The sequence below is a fragment of the Pseudomonas sp. F-14 TE3623 genome (assembly GCF_053629015.1).
On the sequence record NZ_JBRJHM010000001.1, the window covers coordinates 1,271,195 to 1,289,808 of the forward strand.

Below are 18,614 nucleotides of genomic sequence, written 5' to 3' on the forward strand. Positions count from 1 at the left end.
GCCAACCCATGAGCCGCAAACAGCAACTGCTCAAGCGCCATCGGCGCAACAAACGCATAGGCCTGCTGATTGCGCTGATGCTGTTGATCGCTATTGGCGTGCTGGTTGCCTGGTGGCTGCCGCTGGTGCTTGCGGTGCTGGGCTGGGTTGCCCATGAGGCGTGGTTCGCCGACCATCTGTTTTATTCACCCAACGACGATTACCAATACAACTTCCCGCCATACACCCCGCAGCCCAAGATTTATCTGGACGGTGAGCGGCTGCTTCTGGATGAGGGCGTCATGCTGGTCGATGACGCTACACTGGTGCTGGCGCTGCGGGTGAAAAGCACGTGGCTGGGGCGCTTTATCGATCCCGTGGTCGAGTTGGCGGGTGGCGATAATCCCGACCGACAAACCTTTGAACGCGGTGTAAATGGCCTGCGTTACCTGAACCTCACGGGCCAGGCGCAGGTGCTGTCGCGAGGTGCGCTGCGATTGCGCGGGCGTTTCTGCCGATTGCTCGGCGAGCCCGTGCTCTGGGCGCTCGAGCATCCGGACTACCGTCGTCAGCGGGTGATGGTGATCGCGCCCCACGCCGACGATGCCGAGCTGGCCGCATTCGGGTTGTACAGCGGCGCGAGTGAAAGCTGGATCGTGACCCTGACCGCCGGTGAAATCGAGGCCGGGCACTATCGACAGATGGGACTCGATGGCGTCGAAGCATCTCGGTTGAAAGGCTCATTGCGTGCCTGGGACAGTATCAGCGTGCCGTTGTGGGGAGGCGTGCCTCAGGAACGCTGTATGCAACTGGGTTACTTCTGCCTGCAATTGCCGGCCATGCAGAGCGCACCGGCCGATGCCGTAGCGTCCCGTGAGGCACAGCTAGGCGATACCCGATATTTCCGACGGTTCAATCCGTTTGCCCTGGGCAGTGACGTCGATGGCCTGCCGTCCTGGAACAATCTGCTGGCAGATCTGCGCGAGTTGATCGAGCGTATCGAGCCCCAGGTCATTGTCTTGCCGCATCCGCGCTTCGACCCGCACCCAGACCATCTATGCTCGCAGCAGGCAGTGATGCAGGCGCTGAGCGGCACAACCTGGCAGCCCGACACTTTATTGCATTACGCCAATCATTTGCACGACAACGATCGCTGGCCAATGGGTGATGCTGGCACTGGCGTGGCACTGCCGCCACAGATGGATATGCATGAACCATTGCGTCCGTGGACGCTTTGTCTGTCAACCGAAAATCAGTGGCACAAGGCAATGTCGTTGGGCATGATGCACGACCTTCAGCCCCGGCTTCCCTTCAAGCGTCTGCTTCGCCGGGCGCTGCAGCGTTGCCTGGTGGCTCGGCGCTGGCCGGCCTTCGGTGAGAACGAATTTTTCCGTAAAACGGTGCGACGTCACGAGTTGTTCTGGGTCCAAGAGCTGTCTGGAAAGAGAGAGACCAATTGAAAGTTCTGTTTCTGGTGCAGAAAGAGCAACGAGCGATCCTCGATCGCCTGTATGACGGCATCGCCGAGCAATGCGATTGCGACAAGCGTGAATTGACCAGTGCGGAGCAGGACGACTTGCGTGGGTATTTTCGCAAGCACGTCGATGTGACCCTCTATGACCGGATCGTATTGTTCCTGCGCTTCAAAAAAGAGATCAGGCAGGTGAGGTTCATACAGACCCTGCCCAATCTGGTTATTCTCGAACACGACGCGTATCAGAACTACATCCCGTGCAAATACACCGGCAAGTTCAGCGCCCATTACCGCAAGCTGCCCTGGGCACGTGTGATCAGTTCGGGTTTCATGGTCAGCGAGCGCTTGCGTGATGAAGGTTTTGACGCGCATTTCGTGCCTAAGGGCTACGACCAGGCGCTGTTGCAGAACCGCCAGCGCGCACGGGATATCGAGCTGGGCTTCGTCGGCAGCCTCAACAGTGTGGCGTATGCCGGTCGCAAGGCCATGCTCGAGTCGGTGGCCGAGGTCGAAAACCTGTTGATCACGCGCACCAAGTCGGGTGAGGAATACTGCGAGACGTTGAGCCGGATCCGTTATTTCGTGAGTGCCGATGTCGGCATGGGCGAATACATGATCAAGAATTTCGAGGCCATGGCCTGTGGTTGCGTGCTGTTTGCTTACGATCAAGGGGAAGCAGAGAATCGCGCGCTGGGTTTTGTCGATATGCAAAATATTGTGCTCTATCGAACGCGCGACGAACTCAAAGAGAAACTCGCCGTGTTGCGCGCGTCTCCGCAGCTGACCGAGGCCATTTCGTTGGCCGGGCAGGCTCTGGTAGAGCAGCGCTATACCTTCCGGGCGGTGGGGCATGCAATTGTCGATGCCATGCGGGCACCGCTGCGCAAGCATGTCCCGCTGGGCTGGAAAGAAAAACTACGCTTGTCGCTGGGGCTGTAAAGCCGGGCGATTAAACAATCAATGGTGCGGTGCATATAAATGCTGTTCAGTGAGACTAGCGACATTTCGATCGTCATCACCAGTTGCGGTCGCTTCGATTTGTTGAAGCGGACTCTGGAGACACTTGACCGGTTCAACACGGCCCCCATCCGTAAAGTGTTCATTACCGAGGACTCCGGCGACAGTGCCGTAGAGGCCTGTATTCCGGAACACTGGAGGGCGCACACCCAGTTCTTCATCAACAATCCGCGTCTGGGTCAGTTGCGATCCATCGATGCCGCCTACGCTCAGGTGCAGACGTCGTGGATTTTCCATTGCGAAGACGACTGGGATTTCTATCGCGAAGGGTTTATCGAAGAATCCCAACGCCTGTTGGAGGAAGATCCGCAGGCGCTCCAGGTGTGGTTGCGCAGCTTCAATCATGACCTGATGGTTCACAGTCCTTATGTGTTCCTGGGCGAACGAAAAGTCAGCCATGGCATTCCTTTCTACGTGCTGGGCTCGCACAAAGCCGACTGGCAGGGTTTTTCCTTTAACCCGGGGCTACGCCGCCGCGCGGATTACCTGTTGCATGCACCGTATTCCGGGTTTTCCGGAGAGAAAGACCTGTCGCGTCTATATGCCGGGGAAAACCGCTACGCGTTGATTCTGGAAAACGACGCGGTGTTGCATACCGGTTTCGGTGAGCATGTGGTTGTTCCACAGGAGCGTGTGAACAAGTTGAAGCGTAAACGTCTCGATCGGTTCAAGCTGATAGCGGTCCTTATTATCGGCTTGGCAACGGGTTGGGTTCTCCATGGAATCTAGCGGTATGAAACCCGGAAAGATCACCATTGCGTCGTATTTTGGAGCCGCACTCTGCCTGTTTCTTCTGAGTTTTGTGGTCGGTTGGTCGTCCAAGTGGACTAACAATCTGTTTTACAGCCTGATGGTATTGCCGGGCTTGGTGTTCCTGATCAAGCAACGAGGCTCTGGCCTGTTCAAGCAGCCGTTGGTGTGGGCCTGGACGGCGTTCATTCTGTGGTTTCTGGTGCCTGCGACGATTGCCGGGCAGTTTCAGTTCTTTAAACACGTCTTCTATGTGTGGATGTTCGTCATGGTGATCGGCGCGTTCACCGATCCACAGTTCTTCCGCAGCCCTGTGTTTGTTCGCGGGCAATTCTGGATTCTGGCGTTGTACATTTTCGGCTGCGCACTCTACAGCTGGGTATCGGGTGAGTACGCTGTCGGTAGCCGGGTGGCACTGCTTCCGGCACGTTTGCAGAATGTTATCTACGCCGGCATCTGGCTGCTTTGTGCGTTGGCGTTGGCGTTGCCAATCTGGCTTCGGGAGCGAAAGTTGATCGAAGGGGCGGTGGCCGTCGTCTTCTCGATATTTGCGGTGGTCTTCATACTCCAGGCGCGCACAGCGTTGGTGGGGGTTGTGTTCCTGTTGGGCGTCTGGTTGCTTTACGGCCTTTACCACAAGCCGCGGTTGGTGGGGAGTGTCGTGGCGCTGGGGGTTGTGGTCCTGGGCCTGTTGTTTCTGATGGTGCACAACGAAGCGTGGTATCAGTCGCTTTGGGCTCGAGGCGATTCTTACCGTATCGAAATCTTTAACATCATGGTTGGCGAGTGGCGGAATTGCGGTTGGATGTTGGGCTGTGGCATCAATTTCCACACCGCCCAGCTGCTTGATGGCTGGATGCCGATTCAGCATCCGCACAACATTTACGTGGCGCTTGGGCTGTACAGTGGCGGGGTGGCGCTGGCGTTGTTTGTCGTGTTGATGGCGAGCACTATTTGGCAGGCTTGGCGTCTGCGCGATGTGTGGGGCGTCTACCTGGCGTGTGCCCTGGTGATGCTGAATTTCGATGGCAGCCTGTTGATCGGCAACCCGGACGAGTTATGGCCGCTGGTCCTGTTGCCTGCGGCGATGATCCTCGGTCGAGTGTTGCAAGCGCAGCGCCAGGCGCTGGCGTAATACATGACCTTCGTCCCCGCTCCGGGGACGAAGGTGTCTGGATCATTTCTGCAGGGCGATGCTCAGTTCCTCCGGGGAACAGATGCTCTGGGTCTGACCATAATTGTCTATGAAGACTTCGCCGCGACCGTCGAGCAACCATTGGCGGTCTTGCGGGTAGCGCACCATATGCTTGAAGTTGCGCAGCCGCAGGGTCTTGCGTAGCGGACGGCGATAAACCCGCATGTCGGCAATGTCGATCAGCCCCAGCTGATGCTCAGGCGTGAGCACGATATTGCCCAGATGCGCGGAGCGAAAGTAGATCCCGCGCTCATGCAAAGTGGCCATGAAGGCCCCAAGCTGACCGCGCAATGGATCGGCATCGTCTTGGGTATCCAGCAGTTGGCGCAGAGTCTGGCCCGGTAACGGGTCGTAATGCACGGCATCGCGCTCGATACTCGGGATGCGGTAGATCTGGCGAATCGACGGGCAGGGAATCTGCCGTTCACGCAACGCATCGCAGTTGTCGGCAAAGCGTTTGGCGTATGGATACCAGGCAGCCGATGTAAGCAGGCGCTTGCGGCGAAACAGCTTGAGGATCGAGCCGTCCGTCAATCGCAGAACCTTATCCCCCGAACCATCCGCTTCAAGGACTTGTGCACCCTCGCGCAGGGCGAGATATCGGGTATGGTCAAGCGCTTGCATCAATACTCCAGTGGTCGACGCTGTGAGGCATGGATAGCCGGCCATGTTACCGCAGCTCAGTGACTAAAATGGCCTGTGTTACACTCGCCGGCTCTTTTCTCATACAACGGGTTCTCATGACTAGCCCTGATTCGCCTGCGCCGTCGAGCTTGAAGATTTACCTGCGCCTGCTGTCGTATGTGCGCCCGTACTTGGGCATGTTCGTCGTCAGTATCGTCGGCTTCGTGATTTTTGCTTCGACGCAGCCTATGTTGGCCGGGATTCTCAAATATTTCGTCGATGGCCTGAGCAACCCGGAAGCGGTGCTCTTTCCTAATGTGCCTTATCTGAAGGATTTGCAGCTATTAATGGCTGTGCCAATGCTGATCATTCTGATCGCCGCGTGGCAAGGTCTGGGGTCGTTTCTTGGCAACTATTATCTGGCGAAGGTTTCGCTGGGGCTGGTGCACGACCTGCGCGTTGAGCTGTTCAACAAGTTGCTGGTACTGCCCAACCGTTATTTCGACACCCATAACTCCGGGCACCTGATTTCACGCATCACCTTCAACGTGACCATGGTCACCGGCGCCGCCACCGACGCCATCAAGGTAGTAATCCGCGAAGGCCTGACCGTGGTGTTCCTGTTTGCCTACCTGTTGTGGATGAACTGGAAACTGACCCTGGTGATGCTGGCGATCCTGCCGCTCATCGCGATCATGGTAAGCAGCACCAGCAAAAAATTCCGCAAGCAGAGCAAGAAGATCCAGGTGGCCATGGGCGACGTGACCCACGTCGCGTCCGAGACCATCCAGGGTTATCGCGTTGTGCGCAGTTTCGGTGGCGAGAGCTATGAAGAGCGCCGCTTTGCCGAAGCCAGTCAGGGCAACACCGACAAGCAGTTGCGCATGACCAAGACCGGTGCTGTCTACACACCCATGCTGCAATTGGTGATCTACAGCGCAATGGCCGTGCTGATGTTCCTGGTGCTGTTCCTGCGCGGCGATGCAACTGCCGGTGACCTGGTGGCATACATTACCGCGGCGGGTCTGTTGCCCAAGCCGATTCGGCAGCTGTCGGAAGTCAGTTCGACGATCCAGAAAGGCGTCGCCGGAGCCGAAAGCATTTTCGAGCAACTCGATGTCGAACCTGAGGTGGATAACGGGACGGTCACAAAAGATCGTGTCAACGGTCACCTGGAGGTACGCAACCTGAGCTTCACGTATCCGGGGACCGAGCGTGAAGTGCTGAAAAACATCAGTTTCACCGCGGCTCCGGGGCAAATGATTGCACTGGTGGGCCGTTCCGGCAGCGGCAAGTCGACTCTCGCCAGCCTGATTCCTCGCTTCTATCACCACGAAACCGGCGAGATTCTGCTCGATGGCGTGGAAATCGAAGACTATCGTCTGCGCAACCTGCGTCGTCATGTTGCCCAGGTGACGCAACACGTCACGCTGTTCAATGACACGGTGGCCAACAACATCGCCTACGGTGATCTGGCCGGCGCACCGCGTGCCGATATCGAGAAAGCTGCCGAAGACGCTTATGCCATGGATTTCATCGCCCAGCTGCCGCAGGGGCTGGACACCGATGTCGGCGAGAACGGTGTGCTGCTCTCTGGCGGTCAGCGTCAGCGACTGGCAATCGCCCGTGCCTTGCTGAAAAACGCGCCGCTGCTGATTCTCGATGAAGCGACGTCGGCACTGGATACGGAGTCCGAGCGGCACATTCAGGCCGCTCTGGATAAAGTCATGAAAGGTCGCACGACACTGGTCATCGCTCACCGTCTGTCGACGATCGAGAAGGCTGACCTGATTCTGGTCATGGATCACGGCGAAATCGTCGAGCGTGGCACCCACGCGCAACTGCTGGCTCAGAATGGCTACTACTCGCGCCTGCATGCGATGGGCCTCGACGCCCCGGCTGAAGACATCGCCTGACCCCGATGCGAGGGTGAGCCTGACTCACCCTCGCATTCACCGGCGTGCAATGCGTCCGGTGGTTCGTATCTACTGATATCGAAGAACGAAATCAACACCCGGGTGCTGCAAATGGCGGACGCCTGTTGTCGGTTATCGGTATTTCTGCTCAATTAATGAGCAAAAACTCCTGCCGATTCATCCGGTTGCAGCCGTCACACAAGCCAGCGCCAACCCTGTGTTAATATCGCGCCCCTGTTCATTTTGTATGTGGGTTGCTCCATGAAGTTGTCCATGCCGCGATTCGATCAAGCCCCTGTCTTGGTGGTCGGCGATGTCATGCTCGACCGTTACTGGCATGGTGGTACCTCACGGATTTCCCCTGAGGCACCGGTACCGGTAGTCAAGGTCGAGCAAATCGAGGACCGCCCAGGCGGTGCCGCCAACGTTGCCCTGAACATTGCCGCGCTCGGTGCGCCGGCCTCGCTGGTCGGCGTGACTGGTGACGACGAGGCTGCCGACAGCCTGGTCAATAGCTTAAAGGGCGCCGGCGTACGGGCGTTGTTCCAGCGCATCGCGCACCAGCCGACCATCGTCAAGCTGCGGGTGATGAGCCGTCACCAGCAATTGCTGCGTATCGACTTTGAAGAACCTTTCTCTACCGACGCTCTGGCGCTGGGCGAGCAAGTCGATGAATTGCTCGAAGGCATCAAGGTGCTGGTGCTGTCCGACTACGGCAAAGGTGCGCTGAAAAACCATCAGGTGCTGATCCAGGCTGCCCGTGCACGTGGGATTCCGGTTCTGGCCGATCCCAAGGGCAAAGATTTCTCGATCTACCGCGGCGCGAGCCTGATCACCCCGAACCTCAGCGAATTCGAAACCATCGTCGGTGGTTGCGCCGATGAGCACGAGCTGGTGAGCAAGGGCGCGCAGCTGATGCACGACCTCGACCTCGGCGCCTTGCTGGTGACCCGTGGCGAGCATGGCATGACTTTGCTGCGTCCGGATCATCCGGCGCTGCACCTGCCAGCCCGTGCCCGTGAGGTCTTCGACGTGACCGGTGCCGGTGACACGGTGATTTCTACCCTGGCGGCAGCGATCGCCGCTGGCGAAGAACTGCCCCACGCGGTGGCCCTGGCCAACCTGGCGGCAGGCATCGTGGTTGGCAAGCTCGGTACGGCGGCTATCAGCGCGCCGGAACTGCGTCGTGCCATCCAGCGTGAAGAAGGTTCCGAGCGTGGTGTGTTGGGGCTGGAGCAACTGCTGCTGGCGGTCGATGACGCGCGTGCGCACAAAGAGAAGATCGTCTTCACCAACGGCTGCTTCGACATCTTGCATGCCGGCCACGTGACCTACCTCGAACAGGCGCGGGCCCAGGGCGATCGTCTGATCGTGGCGGTCAACGACGATGCGTCGGTGAGCCGCTTGAAGGGGCCAGGTCGTCCGATCAACAGCGTCGACCGTCGCATGGCGGTACTGGCCGGTCTGGGCGCCGTGGACTGGGTAATCAGCTTCGCTGAAGGCACCCCGGAAAACCTGCTGCGCGAGGTCAAGCCGGATGTGTTGGTCAAGGGTGGCGATTACGGGATCGACCAAGTGGTCGGTGCGGACATCGTCACTGCTTACGGTGGGACTGTGAAAGTGCTGGGGCTGGTGGAAAACAGCTCGACCACGGCGATTGTCGAGAAGATCCGCAATCACTGATAGCGGTGAGAGTGCTTGATCATTCCCACGCTCTGCGTGGGAATGCCTCTATGGACGCTCTGCGTCCGCTTTGAGACGCGGAGCGACTCGGGCTGCATTTCCACGCAGAGCGTGGGAATGCTCAGGGGCGTGCGGCCTTGCGCGGCACGATTCTTTTCAGCAGTTGCTTTGCTTTTCCGTGCAGGCGGGCTAAACCGGAATCCTTCCCCGGGGGGCTCAAACCCTGTTGCCGCACCCAGTCCTTCCAGCGAATCCGCTCATCCTTCACCAGCCACCCTTCCTGCCGGGCAAAACTTTCTGCCAGATACAACCCGCGGGTACTCGCCGGGTACAGCTGATCCTTTTTCAAGGTATACAGCTCAGCCATCGGCTGGCCGTCCTGCAGTGGCATCAGATACAAATCGGGACGTTTGCGATCGAGCCGGGCCACCAATTGATCGCCCTCCAGCCGTTCGTCAACATGGAACAGGCTCAGGGATTTGGCTTCCTTGGGCACATCCAGGCGCAAGTCGTAGATCAATTGCAGCGACGCGGTCGGCAAGTGCACGTAGGCTCGCGGACGCTCGATCAGCGGCATGTTGGCGCAGCGCACTGGCCGCGCCGAGCCGGACAGCGGCGTCAGGCGAAACGGCAGGGCTTCGCGGTAATGCAGGGCGGACGAGTAGGGCGCCGGCAGCCAGGTGTCATTGAAACGCCCGCTGAGCCAGCCTTCCGGGGTTTCCAACAGGCACTCTTCGGCAATTTCCTGGGTCGCCGTGTGCAGCGGCAGGTTCAGTTCATGGGCCGGCACGTAACCCGAGATCAGCTTGAGCACTACATCGCCGCGGTCCTGCCGACGCTGACGTACCAACACCCAGTAATCACGATTCTGCCAATGCAGGGTCAGGCGTACAGAAACCCCAAGGTTCGCCAGTTCCAGGGCAAACCGCTCGCTGTCGGGCACCGTCACCGGGCGGCGACGTTGCAGGGTCTGGGAGAAATTCAGCGGCATCCCGACGCTCTGGTAACTCAGGCCTTCGGGCGTCGCTTCGACGAATAACGGCAGGGTCTTGAAGTTGCTCGGGTTCTTTCTTATCAGCGTACGCGGCATGTCGGCTCCTGCTTAAGGCCGCGTGGGCGGCATCAATGGCTACGTAGGACCTGGGCAACGGTCGCTACGTTGTGGGCGAGGTGCAGCGGATTGATGGTCCCGACAATAGCACTGGCCACACCCGGGTGTTCAAACAACAACTCGAAGCTGGCGCGTACCGGGTCCACGCCAGGGCTCAAGCAGACGTGACCGCTGGCCAAGGCTTTTTTGACCAGGATCGCTTTGCCGTGAGCAGCAGCATAGTCAATGACCGGCTTCTCGTTCTGTTCGTTCAGATTGTAGGTGACCATCGCGCAATCACCTTGTTCCAGAGCCTTCAAGCCGCCTTCGACGGTTTTGCCGGAGAAACCGAAACCGCGAATCTTGCCTTCGCGCTTGAGCTCGGCGAGGGTCGCGTAGACCTCGCTGTCATTGAGGATCGCCAGATCGTTGCCGTCGGAATGCACCAGCACCAGATCGATAACATCCGTTTCCAGCCGTTGCAGGCTGCGTTCCACCGACAGGCGAGTATGGGCGGCGCTGAAGTCGTGACTCGACTGGCCGTCGGCAAACTCTTCGCCAACCTTGCTGACGATCACCCAGTCCTGACGTTGACCACGTAGCAATGGGCCGAGACGCTCTTCGCTGCGGCCATAAGCCGGCGCGGTGTCAATCAGGTTGATGCCCAGGTCGCGCGCGAGTCTGAGCAGCATGCGCGCTTCGTCATCGCCGGGGATCTGGAAGCCATTGGGGTATTTCACCCCTTGATCGCGGCCGAGTTTCACCGTGCCCAGGCCCAGGGGCGAAACCAGCAGGCCGGTGCTGCCCAAAGGGCGATGCAGATCGTGCAGGGTGGGTTGGCTCATGGCAGCAGTTGCTCCCAGGCAGGGACGCCCATCGGCGGTTTCGGCAGTTCTGGCAGCGGCTCTGGATGGCTCGGCTGAATGCCGTCGCGTTGCAGTGCGGCGAGGACGCGGTCAGCGAAGTCTGGCGCCAGGGCCAGTTTGGTCGGCCAACCTACCAGCAGGCGATCTTGCACGGCGAGGAAGGCATTGTCTGGACGGGTCAGGCCCGATTGCAGCGGCTCGGCGCGCTCGACCCGCAAGGTCGCCCACTGCGCGGTGCTCAGGTCGATCCATGGCAACAGATTGCCTAGTTCTTTTTGCGCGGTGGCGATTTGCGCTGCAGGATCGCGGGCCACGCCTTCGGCTTCGGCGATGTCGCCCCCCAGATACCAGACCCACTGGCCATCGGCGGCCGGGTGAGTGGTCACGGTAATGCGTGGCTTCGGCCCGCCGCCCAGGCAATGGGCGTACAGCGGTTTGAGGCCAGGGCCTTTGACGATGATCATGTGCAGCGGGCGGCGCTGCATGGCCGGCTGACTCAGGCCTAGCGCCGCGAGCAGGTCGGCGGTGCCGGCACCGGCGCTGAGGACGATGCGCTGGGCGCGGATCTCGCGTTCGTCGACTTTCAAGCCGACCAGTTCGCCGTTTTCCAGCAGCGGCTCGATGTGCTGACCGGCCAGCAAGCCGTCGCCAGCCAGATCGGCCAGGCGCTGGATCAGGCTTGGCACGTCGACCACCAGTTCCGCCAGGCGATAGACCTTGCCCTTGAAACGCTTGTCTTGCAGCGCCGGCGGTAATTGATCGCCTTTAACCTGATCGACCCGCCCGCGCACGGCTTTGCTGGCGAAAAAACTGGTGAGGTTGCCGGCAAGGGTACCGGGGGACCAGAGGTAATGGGCTTCGGACAGCAGGCGCACGCCGGACAGGTCCAGTTCGCCGTCACCGGCCAGCGCTTCACGCCAGCGACGCGGCATGTCGGCAATGGCTTCCGAGGCGCCGGTCAGGGCACCGTGCAGTGCGTACTTGGCGCCGCCGTGGATGATGCCCTGGGACTTCAGGCTCTGCCCGCCACCGAGGCTGGCGCTTTCCACCAGCACGGTCGAAAAACCCTGACGGCGCAGGCGCGCATTCAGCCAGAGGCCGGCGACACCAGCGCCGACAATCAGAACGTCGGTGGAAATAACAGATGGCATGCAGCGACCTCAGTGTTCAAGACGAGGGCGCAGTATACAGACTCGATGCGGAGGGGATTTGTTGGTGATCAATAGGGAGGATGCAAAACCTGTGGGAGCGGGCTTGCTCGCGAAGAGGGCGTGTCAGTCGATATCAATGTTGCCTGGCGCACCGCTTTCGCGAGCAAGCCCGCTCCCACAATAGATCGTGCTTCGGGTTTTAGTGTCCGGCAGTCTTGGAAAACAGCTGAATAACCACAACGCCCAGCACAATCAGCGCCATCCCCAGCATTGCTGGCACATCCAGCTTCTGCCCGTAGATAAACAGCGCCGCGACGCTGACCATCACGATCCCCATGCCGGCCCATACCGCGTAGGCCACGCCCACCGGAACACTGCGCACCACCAGGGTCAACATCCCGAAAGCAATGCCGTACCCGACGATGACCAGCAGCAGCGGCAGTGGCGTGCTGAAACCCTTGACCGCTTTCATCGAAACGGTAGCGATCACTTCGGCGCAGATGGCGATGGCCAGGTAGTAGTAAGCGGTCATGGGTTAATCCTCGTGTGAAGCGTTGCTTTCTGAGGTCGGCATTCTAGAGATTCGCCAGATGCGGTAAAGTCATTACCTATCTGTTCTGAAGATGGGTTGAGCCATGAACATGCAATGGAATCTGGAACAGCTGCGCTTGTTTGTCAGCGTCGCGGAACAGCGTTCGTTTTCCGCAGTGGCGCGGGATCAGCGCAAGGCGCAGTCGGCGGTCAGCAGTTCGATTGCGCTGCTGGAAGAGGATTTGGGCGTCAGTCTGTTCGATCGCAGCAGTGGTCGTCAGCCAAAACTCACTGAAGCCGGCACCGCCCTGCTTGAGGAGGCGCGGGAAGTGCTGCGCCAATGCGAGCGCCTCAATGGCCGGGCGCTGGCGATGATGCGCGGGCAGGAAGCGAGTCTGCGTGTGGCTCAGGATGAAGCGATGCCCTATCAAGCAGTGGTTGAAAGCTTTGAGGCTCTGGCAGAAAAGTTTCCCAGTCTTGAAGTGCAGCTGACCAGCGCCGCCCAGGGTGATGTCGCGCGCAAATTGGTAGAGCGGCGGGCTGATCTGGGCTTGCTGTTTTATCACGACCAGATTCCCGAAGCCCTTGAACGGCGAGTGCTGGGCAGCGTCGAGATGGTCACGGTGTGCGGCGCGGGGCATCCCTTGGCGAAGCAGACGCAGGTCGACTGTCAGCAATTGGCGCAGCATCGACAGTTGCTGATGTCGACGCAGTCCAGCGTCTATCCCGGCAGCGAGCCGGCCAGCCCGCAGGTCTGGCGCGCCGACAGTTTCTATGTGATGGCTGAATGGGTGATGCGCGGCCTTGGCTGGGCCTGGTTGCCGCGACATGTGGTGCAGTACCCGGCGTATCAGGATCAGATGGTCGAACTGGCCAGCGAATGGACTCCGCCGGCATTGATTGTCGAACTGGTCTGGCGCCGCGACGAGCCACTGGGCCCGGCGGCTCGTTGGCTGGCGGAACGTTTTGCCGTGCACTTGCAGGCGATCGGCTAAAAAACCGATAAACTCCGCCGCCATGAATAGAACTCTCTACACCGCGCTGTTTTACCTGGGGCTGCCATTGGTAGCGATTCGGCTTTGGCTGCGGGCGCGCAAGGCGCCGGCGTATGCCAAGCGCATTGGCGAGCGTTTCTCTCTCTCGCTACCGGCGATGAAGCCGGACGGCCTCTGGGTGCACGCGGTATCCGTGGGCGAAAGCATCGCCGCGGCGCCGATGATCCGTGCCTTGCTGCAACGGTATCCGACGCTGCCGATCACCGTCACCTGCATGACACCGACCGGTTCCGAGCGCATCCAGGCGTTGTTCGCCAACGAGCCGCGCATCCAGCATTGCTATTTGCCTTATGACTTGCCCTGCGCAGCAAAGCGATTCCTTGATCGAGCCCGGCCGAAACTGGCGGTGATCATGGAAACCGAGCTCTGGCCCAACCATATTCATCAATGCGCCAAGCGCGGGATTCCCGTGGCACTGGCCAATGCGCGACTGTCTGAACGCTCGGCCAAAGGCTATGGCCGCTTCCATAAATTGACCCAGCCGATGCTCGCCGAGATGAGCCTGTTCGCGGTGCAGACCGAAGCCGAGGCGCAGCGCTTCCGGGATTTGGGCGCGCGCCCGGAAACCGTCGAAGTGACCGGTTCGATCAAGTTCGACCTGACCATCGACCCGCAACTGCTGCAGCGTGCCGGCGAATTGCGTGCGCAGTGGCAGGCACAGGATCGTCCGGTGTGGATCGCCGCGAGTACGCATGAGGGCGAAGACGATGTGGTGCTGGCTGCCCATCGTCGGCTGCTGGTCAATCATCCCGATGCCTTGCTGATTCTGGTGCCGCGTCATCCGGAGCGTTTCAACCCGGTGTTCGAATTGTGCCGACAACAGGGTTTCGCCACGGTGCGGCGTTCGACGGGCGAACCGGTTACCGCAGACACTTCGGTGCTGCTGGGCGACACCATGGGCGAGTTGCTGTTTCTCTACGCGTTAGCCGACAGCGCGTTCGTCGGTGGCAGCCTGGTGCCGAACGGCGGTCATAACCTGCTGGAGCCGGCGGCCTTGGCCAAACCGGTGCTCAGTGGGCCACATCTGTTCAACTTCCTCGAGATCGCCGCGCAGTTGCGCAGTGCCGGGGCGTTGGCTGAGGTCGATGATGCCGAAGGTCTGGCGCTGGCGGTGCAGCGGCTGTTCGAATTGCCGAGTGATGCGCAGCGGATGGCAGAGGCGGGGCTGAAGGTGATGCGCACCAATCAGGGCGCGTTGCAGCGGTTGCTGGATGGGTTGGGGCGGTTGATCGAGCGTTAGACCGAGTTGCCTGAAACAAAAAGATCGCAGCCTTCGGCAGCTCCTACAGGATGTACATCAATCCCAATATAGGAGCTGCCGAAGGCTGCGATCTTTTGCTTTTATTGAGCCGGATTAGCCCGTAATTGCTCCGCCGCAGCCTTGGCCAGATCCGGTGGCAGGAAGTCCTTGTCCGGGTTGTAGTCGGCTTTGAGGTAGCGCGTCAGGTCCTGCAAATCCCCCGGGCTCAACGTGCCGGCAGCCTGCTTCAAGCGCAGGTTGTCGAGGATGTAGTCGTAGCGGGTGTTGTTGTAGTTGCGCACCGAAGTGTACAGCTGACGCTGGGCATCGAGCACGTCGACGATGTTGCGCGTCCCCACTTGATAACCGATTTCGGTCGCTTCCACCGCGCTCTGGTTGGAGATGATCGACTGCCGGCGTGCCTGCACCTGCTCAACGTCGGTGTTCACGGCGCGGTGCAGGTTGCGGGTGTTCTCCACGACCTGGCGACGCAGGGCTTCGCGTTGCTGCTCGGACTGAGTCAGTCGCGAATAGGACTCACGCACCTGCGAGCTGGTCAGGCCACCGCTGTAGAGCGGGATGCTCAGTTGCAGGCCAACCGTGCGCTGCTCGACATCGCCGCCGTAACGCACGCCGTTCGGGCTCGGGTTGGTAAAGCCGAGGGCGTCGTTGTCACCTTTCTGGTATTGCGCGACCGCATCCAGGGTGGGCGCATGTCCGGCCTTGCGCTGCTTGAGAGTCTCCTCGGCGGCGCTCACCGCGTAGTTGCTGGCCAGCAAATTCAGGTTCTGCTTGGCGGCGGTGTCGACCCAGGCTTTGGCATCGTTCGGTGCCGGCGGCAGGATCGGTAAGGTGTGGACGATGCCCTGGATCGAGTTGTACTGGCGGTTGGTCAGAGTGATCAGCGCTTCGAACGCGTCATCCACCTGACGCTGAGCGAGAATCCGGTTGGCCCGCGCCGTGTCGTAACTGGCTTGGGATTGCAGCACGTCGGTCTTGTCCGACAGACCGACGTCGAAGCGCTCGTTGGACTGGTCGAGTTGACGCTTGAATGCTGCTTCTTCGGCCTTGGTCGAAGCCAGGGTGTCCTGGCTGCGCAGTACATTGAAGTAGCTTTCGGCACTTTGCAGAATCAGGTTCTGTTCGGTGGCCGAGAGTTGCAAGGCGGCCTGTTCGTTGACGTCCTTGGCGGCCTGCAACTGGAACCAGCGGTCGGCGCGGAAAATCGGTTGCGCGAGAGTCGCCTGATACACCGTGCCACTGCGGGTCGAGGTCACCGATGGCTGATCGAGTGAGGTGCGGGTGTTGTTCAGGTCGGCACCGGCGGACAGGTTGGGCAACAGCCCGGCGCGGGCCTGGGGTACAACTTCCTTCTGGGCGCCGTATTGGGCGCGGGCGGCGGCAATGTCGGCATTGTTGTCCACCGCTTCCTGATAGACGCTGACCAGATCAGTTTTGGTCGATAAGGGCGCTTCAGCTGCCCAAGCCATTCCGTTGGACGCACAAGACACGGCAAGGGCCAGTGAGAGTTTGCGCAGCATGAGGCCATCCCTAAAAAATTACGCTGATAATTTGAGCGCCAAGGCTACGGCGCGGCGCCCTGCAGCGTCAAGGCGCGGCACGGCGTAGCGAGTGTAGTTGCACGCAGGCACGGCAACAATCCTGCAATTGCGCCATTCATCATGGTGTTTGCTGCGGAGTTGGCGTTCTTTGCCGGTTGTGTCTAGACTGGCCGGGTTCTTGTCGGGGTGCCTTGCTATGAGGCTGAGATCGAATAATTTCGGATCCCGTTGAACCTGATCAGGTTAGCGCCTGCGTAGGGAACAAGATTTCTCGTCACCCGGCGAGTCCTCTTGTGCTTCGTCCGGGATGTTGTTCGACAATCGAACACCCCTCGAGCACCGAGCACAGCACCAGCTGGTTTTCCAGCGCCCGTGCGTCCATTCGTTTACAGGTTCGCTCCGACAAAAATCCACTGCCTGGATGTGTGTCTGGAGAGCCCGTGATGACTACAAAATCAAAAATCGAAACCAATCTGAGTGACTCGGCCAAGGTCGATCAGCAATCGGTTCAGCCGTTTACCCGCTCGCAAAAAATCTATGTCCAGGGCACTCGCCCGGACATCCTCGTGCCGATGCGCGAAATCAGCCTGGACGTGACCCCGACCGACTTCGGCGGTGAAATCAACGCGCCGGTGGTGGTGTATGACACCTCGGGCCCGTACACCGACCCCAATGTCATCATCGACGTGCGCAAAGGCCTCGCCGATGTGCGTTCGCCGTGGATCGAATCCCGTGGCGACACTGAGCGCCTGCCCGGCCTGAGCTCCAACTTCGGTCAGGAACGCCTGGCCGATGCCGAGCTCACCAAGCTGCGTTTCGCCCACGTGAATAACCCACGCCGCGCCAAGCCGGGTGCAAACGTCAGCCAGATGCACTACGCCCGTAAAGGCATCATCACCGCCGAGATGGAATACGTCGCCATCCGCGAAAACATGAAGCTCGAAGTGGCCCGTGCCGCGGGCTTGCTGGATCAGCAACACGCCGGCTACAGCTTCGGCGCCAGCGTGCCGAAAATCATCACGCCGGAATTTGTCCGTGAAGAGATCGCCCGCGGTCGCGCGATCATTCCGGCCAACATCAACCATACCGAACTGGAACCGATGATCATCGGCCGTAACTTCCTGGTGAAGATCAACGGCAACATCGGCAACAGCGCCTTGGGTTCGTCCATCGAAGAAGAAGTGGCGAAACTGACCTGGGGCATTCGCTGGGGTTCGGACACGGTCATGGACTTGTCCACCGGCAAGCACATTCACGAAACCCGCGAATGGATCATCCGTAACTCGCCGGTGCCGATCGGTACCGTGCCGATCTATCAGGCCCTGGAAAAAGTCGGCGGCGCCGCTGAAGACCTGACCTGGGAGTTGTTCCGCGACACGCTGATCGAGCAGGCCGAGCAGGGCGTCGACTACTTCACCATCCACGCCGGTGTGTTGTTGCGCTACGTGCCACTGACCGCCAAACGCGTGACCGGCATTGTTTCCCGTGGTGGTTCGATCATGGCCAAGTGGTGCCTGGCGCATCACAAGGAAAACTTCCTCTACACGCATTTCGAAGACATCTGCGAAATCATGAAGGCCTACGACGTCAGCTTCTCGCTGGGCGATGGCCTGCGTCCGGGCTCGATTGCCGACGCCAACGACGCCGCACAATTCGGTGAACTGGAAACCCTCGGCGAGCTGACCAAAATCGCCTGGAAGCACGACGTGCAGTGCATGATCGAAGGCCCGGGCCACGTGCCGATGCAGTTGATCAAAGAGAACATGGACAAGCAGCTCGAGTGCTGCGACGAGGCGCCGTTCTACACCCTCGGCCCACTGACTACCGACATCGCCCCAGGCTACGACCACATCACTTCCGGTATCGGTGCGGCCATGATCGGTTGGTTCGGTTGCGCGATGCTTTGCTACGTGACGCCAAAGGAACACTTGGGCTTGCCGAACAAGGATGACGTGAAGACCGGGATCATCACTTACAAGATCGCCGCTCACGCTGCCGACCTTGCGAAGGGCCATCCGGGTGCGCAAATTCGTGACAATGCCTTGAGCAAGGCGCGTTTCGAATTCCGTTGGGAAGACCAGTTCAACCTGGGCCTGGACCCGGACACCGCGCGTTCGTACCACGACGAAACCTTGCCTAAGGATTCGGCCAAGGTCGCGCACTTCTGCTCCATGTGCGGACCGAAATTCTGCTCGATGAAGATCACCCAGGAAGTCCGCGAATACGCGGCCAACCAGCGGATCGAAACTGTCGATGCGGAAGTTGCGCAAGGTCTGGCAGAACAGGCGGAGCGGTTCAAGCAGGAAGGTAGTCAATTGTACAAGAAGGTTTGATTTGACCTGTGATTGACGGCGCCTGTGCTGCCGTCTTCGCGAGCAAGCCCGCTCCCACATTGGATCTCCTGAAAACACAAACTTTGTGTACGACCGAGGCCTAATGTGGGAGCGGGCTTGCTCGCGAAAGCGCCGGATCAGACACAAA

The 18,614-nt window shown here is 59.8% G+C and carries 15 protein-coding genes and 1 riboswitch; of the genes, 9 read left to right on the forward strand and 6 right to left on the reverse strand.

Annotated features, from left to right (window positions below; genetic code table 11):
- Positions 1 to 8: 8 nt before the first annotated feature.
- Genes AB7M29_RS05745 through AB7M29_RS05760 form a run of 4 tightly spaced genes read left to right on the forward strand, consistent with a single transcriptional unit; the run spans position 9 to position 4,355 of the window.
- Positions 9 to 1,439 carry a PIG-L deacetylase family protein gene (locus tag AB7M29_RS05745; protein WP_454246499.1) on the forward strand — a complete coding sequence of 477 codons (1,431 nt, stop codon included), beginning with the start codon at positions 9 to 11 and terminating at the stop codon, positions 1,437 to 1,439.
- A complete protein-coding gene (locus tag AB7M29_RS05750) occupies positions 1,436 to 2,392 on the forward strand; it encodes a glycosyltransferase family protein (RefSeq protein WP_454246500.1) in 957 nt (318 codons plus the stop codon). The genes AB7M29_RS05745 and AB7M29_RS05750 overlap by 4 nt, the downstream gene beginning before the upstream one ends.
- 39 nt (positions 2,393 to 2,431) lie before the next feature.
- Positions 2,432 to 3,199: a glycosyltransferase family A protein gene (locus tag AB7M29_RS05755; protein WP_454246501.1), complete on the forward strand. Its 768-nt coding sequence runs from the start codon at positions 2,432 to 2,434 to the stop codon at positions 3,197 to 3,199.
- Positions 3,200 to 3,203: 4 nt separating this feature from the next.
- A complete protein-coding gene (locus AB7M29_RS05760) occupies positions 3,204 to 4,355 on the forward strand; it encodes an O-antigen ligase domain-containing protein (RefSeq protein WP_217855500.1) in 1,152 nt (383 codons plus the stop codon).
- A gap of 42 nt (positions 4,356 to 4,397) precedes the next feature.
- Here AB7M29_RS05760 and AB7M29_RS05765 read toward each other — a convergent pair whose 3' ends face one another.
- Positions 4,398 to 5,039: a BUD32 family EKC/KEOPS complex subunit gene (locus tag AB7M29_RS05765; RefSeq protein ID WP_052965134.1), complete on the reverse strand. Its 642-nt coding sequence runs from the start codon at positions 5,037 to 5,039 to the stop codon at positions 4,398 to 4,400.
- Positions 5,040 to 5,155: 116 nt separating this feature from the next.
- Between AB7M29_RS05765 and msbA the strand changes: the two genes are divergently transcribed.
- Together msbA and hldE are read left to right on the forward strand one after the other, a co-directional pair.
- Positions 5,156 to 6,955, forward strand: coding sequence for a lipid A export permease/ATP-binding protein MsbA (gene msbA / locus AB7M29_RS05770; protein WP_217855508.1), 1,800 nt, complete (start codon positions 5,156 to 5,158; stop codon positions 6,953 to 6,955).
- A 261-nt stretch (positions 6,956 to 7,216) separates the two neighbouring features.
- Positions 7,217 to 8,638 (forward strand): bifunctional D-glycero-beta-D-manno-heptose-7-phosphate kinase/D-glycero-beta-D-manno-heptose 1-phosphate adenylyltransferase HldE, encoded by a 1,422-nt coding sequence (gene hldE, locus AB7M29_RS05775; protein WP_052965997.1) that lies wholly within the window; start codon positions 7,217 to 7,219, stop codon positions 8,636 to 8,638.
- 121 nt (positions 8,639 to 8,759) lie between these two features.
- Here the strand turns inward: hldE and AB7M29_RS05780 are convergent, their stop codons facing one another.
- From AB7M29_RS05780 to AB7M29_RS05795, 4 genes are all read right to left on the reverse strand, one after another.
- The gene (locus AB7M29_RS05780) at positions 8,760 to 9,728 is read right to left on the reverse strand and encodes a metal ABC transporter ATPase (RefSeq protein ID WP_217855510.1); all 969 of its coding nucleotides are present in this window, start codon (positions 9,726 to 9,728) and stop codon (positions 8,760 to 8,762) included.
- Between the two features lie 32 nt (positions 9,729 to 9,760).
- The gene (locus tag AB7M29_RS05785) at positions 9,761 to 10,573 is read right to left on the reverse strand and encodes an aldo/keto reductase (protein WP_454246502.1); all 813 of its coding nucleotides are present in this window, start codon (positions 10,571 to 10,573) and stop codon (positions 9,761 to 9,763) included.
- A complete protein-coding gene (locus AB7M29_RS05790) occupies positions 10,570 to 11,745 on the reverse strand; it encodes an NAD(P)/FAD-dependent oxidoreductase (RefSeq protein WP_454246503.1) in 1,176 nt (391 codons plus the stop codon). The genes AB7M29_RS05785 and AB7M29_RS05790 overlap by 4 nt, the downstream gene beginning before the upstream one ends.
- A 199-nt stretch (positions 11,746 to 11,944) precedes the next feature.
- The gene (locus AB7M29_RS05795) at positions 11,945 to 12,277 is read right to left on the reverse strand and encodes a DMT family transporter (RefSeq protein ID WP_052965993.1); all 333 of its coding nucleotides are present in this window, start codon (positions 12,275 to 12,277) and stop codon (positions 11,945 to 11,947) included.
- 103 nt (positions 12,278 to 12,380) lie between these two features.
- Here AB7M29_RS05795 and AB7M29_RS05800 point away from each other — a divergent pair, with 103 nt between their 5' ends.
- Entirely contained in the window at positions 12,381 to 13,271 is an 891-nt protein-coding gene (locus AB7M29_RS05800; RefSeq protein WP_217855515.1) for a LysR family transcriptional regulator, read from the forward strand.
- Positions 13,272 to 13,293: 22 nt separating this feature from the next.
- The gene (waaA, locus tag AB7M29_RS05805; RefSeq protein ID WP_454246504.1) at positions 13,294 to 14,571 is read left to right on the forward strand and encodes a lipid IV(A) 3-deoxy-D-manno-octulosonic acid transferase; all 1,278 of its coding nucleotides are present in this window, start codon (positions 13,294 to 13,296) and stop codon (positions 14,569 to 14,571) included.
- Between the two features lie 101 nt (positions 14,572 to 14,672).
- Here the strand turns inward: waaA and AB7M29_RS05810 are convergent, their stop codons facing one another.
- Positions 14,673 to 16,112 (reverse strand): TolC family outer membrane protein, encoded by a 1,440-nt coding sequence (locus tag AB7M29_RS05810; protein WP_454246505.1) that lies wholly within the window; start codon positions 16,110 to 16,112, stop codon positions 14,673 to 14,675.
- Between the two features lie 193 nt (positions 16,113 to 16,305).
- Positions 16,306 to 16,411: riboswitch (TPP riboswitch) on the forward strand.
- Positions 16,412 to 16,576: 165 nt separating this feature from the next.
- Here AB7M29_RS05810 and thiC point away from each other — a divergent pair.
- Positions 16,577 to 18,466, forward strand: a complete 1,890-nt coding sequence (thiC, locus tag AB7M29_RS05815; protein WP_030130464.1) for a phosphomethylpyrimidine synthase ThiC — start codon at positions 16,577 to 16,579, stop codon at positions 18,464 to 18,466.
- Positions 18,467 to 18,614: the final 148 nt, after the last annotated feature.

Excerpts from the sequence above, each read along its gene's own strand:
- AB7M29_RS05800 (WP_217855515.1), top strand. The coding sequence starts at position 12,381 with ATGAACATGCAATGGAATCTGGAACAGCTGCGCTTGTTTGTCAGCGTC.
- AB7M29_RS05745 (WP_454246499.1), top strand. The coding sequence starts at position 9 with ATGAGCCGCAAACAGCAACTGCTCAAGCGCCATCGGCGCAACAAACGC.
- AB7M29_RS05790 (WP_454246503.1), bottom strand. The coding sequence starts at position 11,745 with ATGCCATCTGTTATTTCCACCGACGTTCTGATTGTCGGCGCTGGTGTC.
- waaA (WP_454246504.1), top strand. The coding sequence starts at position 13,294 with ATGAATAGAACTCTCTACACCGCGCTGTTTTACCTGGGGCTGCCATTG.
- AB7M29_RS05755 (WP_454246501.1), top strand. The coding sequence starts at position 2,432 with ATGCTGTTCAGTGAGACTAGCGACATTTCGATCGTCATCACCAGTTGC.
- AB7M29_RS05760 (WP_217855500.1), top strand. The coding sequence starts at position 3,204 with ATGAAACCCGGAAAGATCACCATTGCGTCGTATTTTGGAGCCGCACTC.
- AB7M29_RS05780 (WP_217855510.1), bottom strand. The coding sequence starts at position 9,728 with ATGCCGCGTACGCTGATAAGAAAGAACCCGAGCAACTTCAAGACCCTG.
- hldE (WP_052965997.1), top strand. The coding sequence starts at position 7,217 with ATGAAGTTGTCCATGCCGCGATTCGATCAAGCCCCTGTCTTGGTGGTC.
- msbA (WP_217855508.1), top strand. The coding sequence starts at position 5,156 with ATGACTAGCCCTGATTCGCCTGCGCCGTCGAGCTTGAAGATTTACCTG.
- thiC (WP_030130464.1), top strand. The coding sequence starts at position 16,577 with ATGACTACAAAATCAAAAATCGAAACCAATCTGAGTGACTCGGCCAAG.
- AB7M29_RS05785 (WP_454246502.1), bottom strand. The coding sequence starts at position 10,573 with ATGAGCCAACCCACCCTGCACGATCTGCATCGCCCTTTGGGCAGCACC.
- AB7M29_RS05795 (WP_052965993.1), bottom strand. The coding sequence starts at position 12,277 with ATGACCGCTTACTACTACCTGGCCATCGCCATCTGCGCCGAAGTGATC.
- AB7M29_RS05810 (WP_454246505.1), bottom strand. The coding sequence starts at position 16,112 with ATGCTGCGCAAACTCTCACTGGCCCTTGCCGTGTCTTGTGCGTCCAAC.
- AB7M29_RS05765 (WP_052965134.1), bottom strand. The coding sequence starts at position 5,039 with ATGCAAGCGCTTGACCATACCCGATATCTCGCCCTGCGCGAGGGTGCA.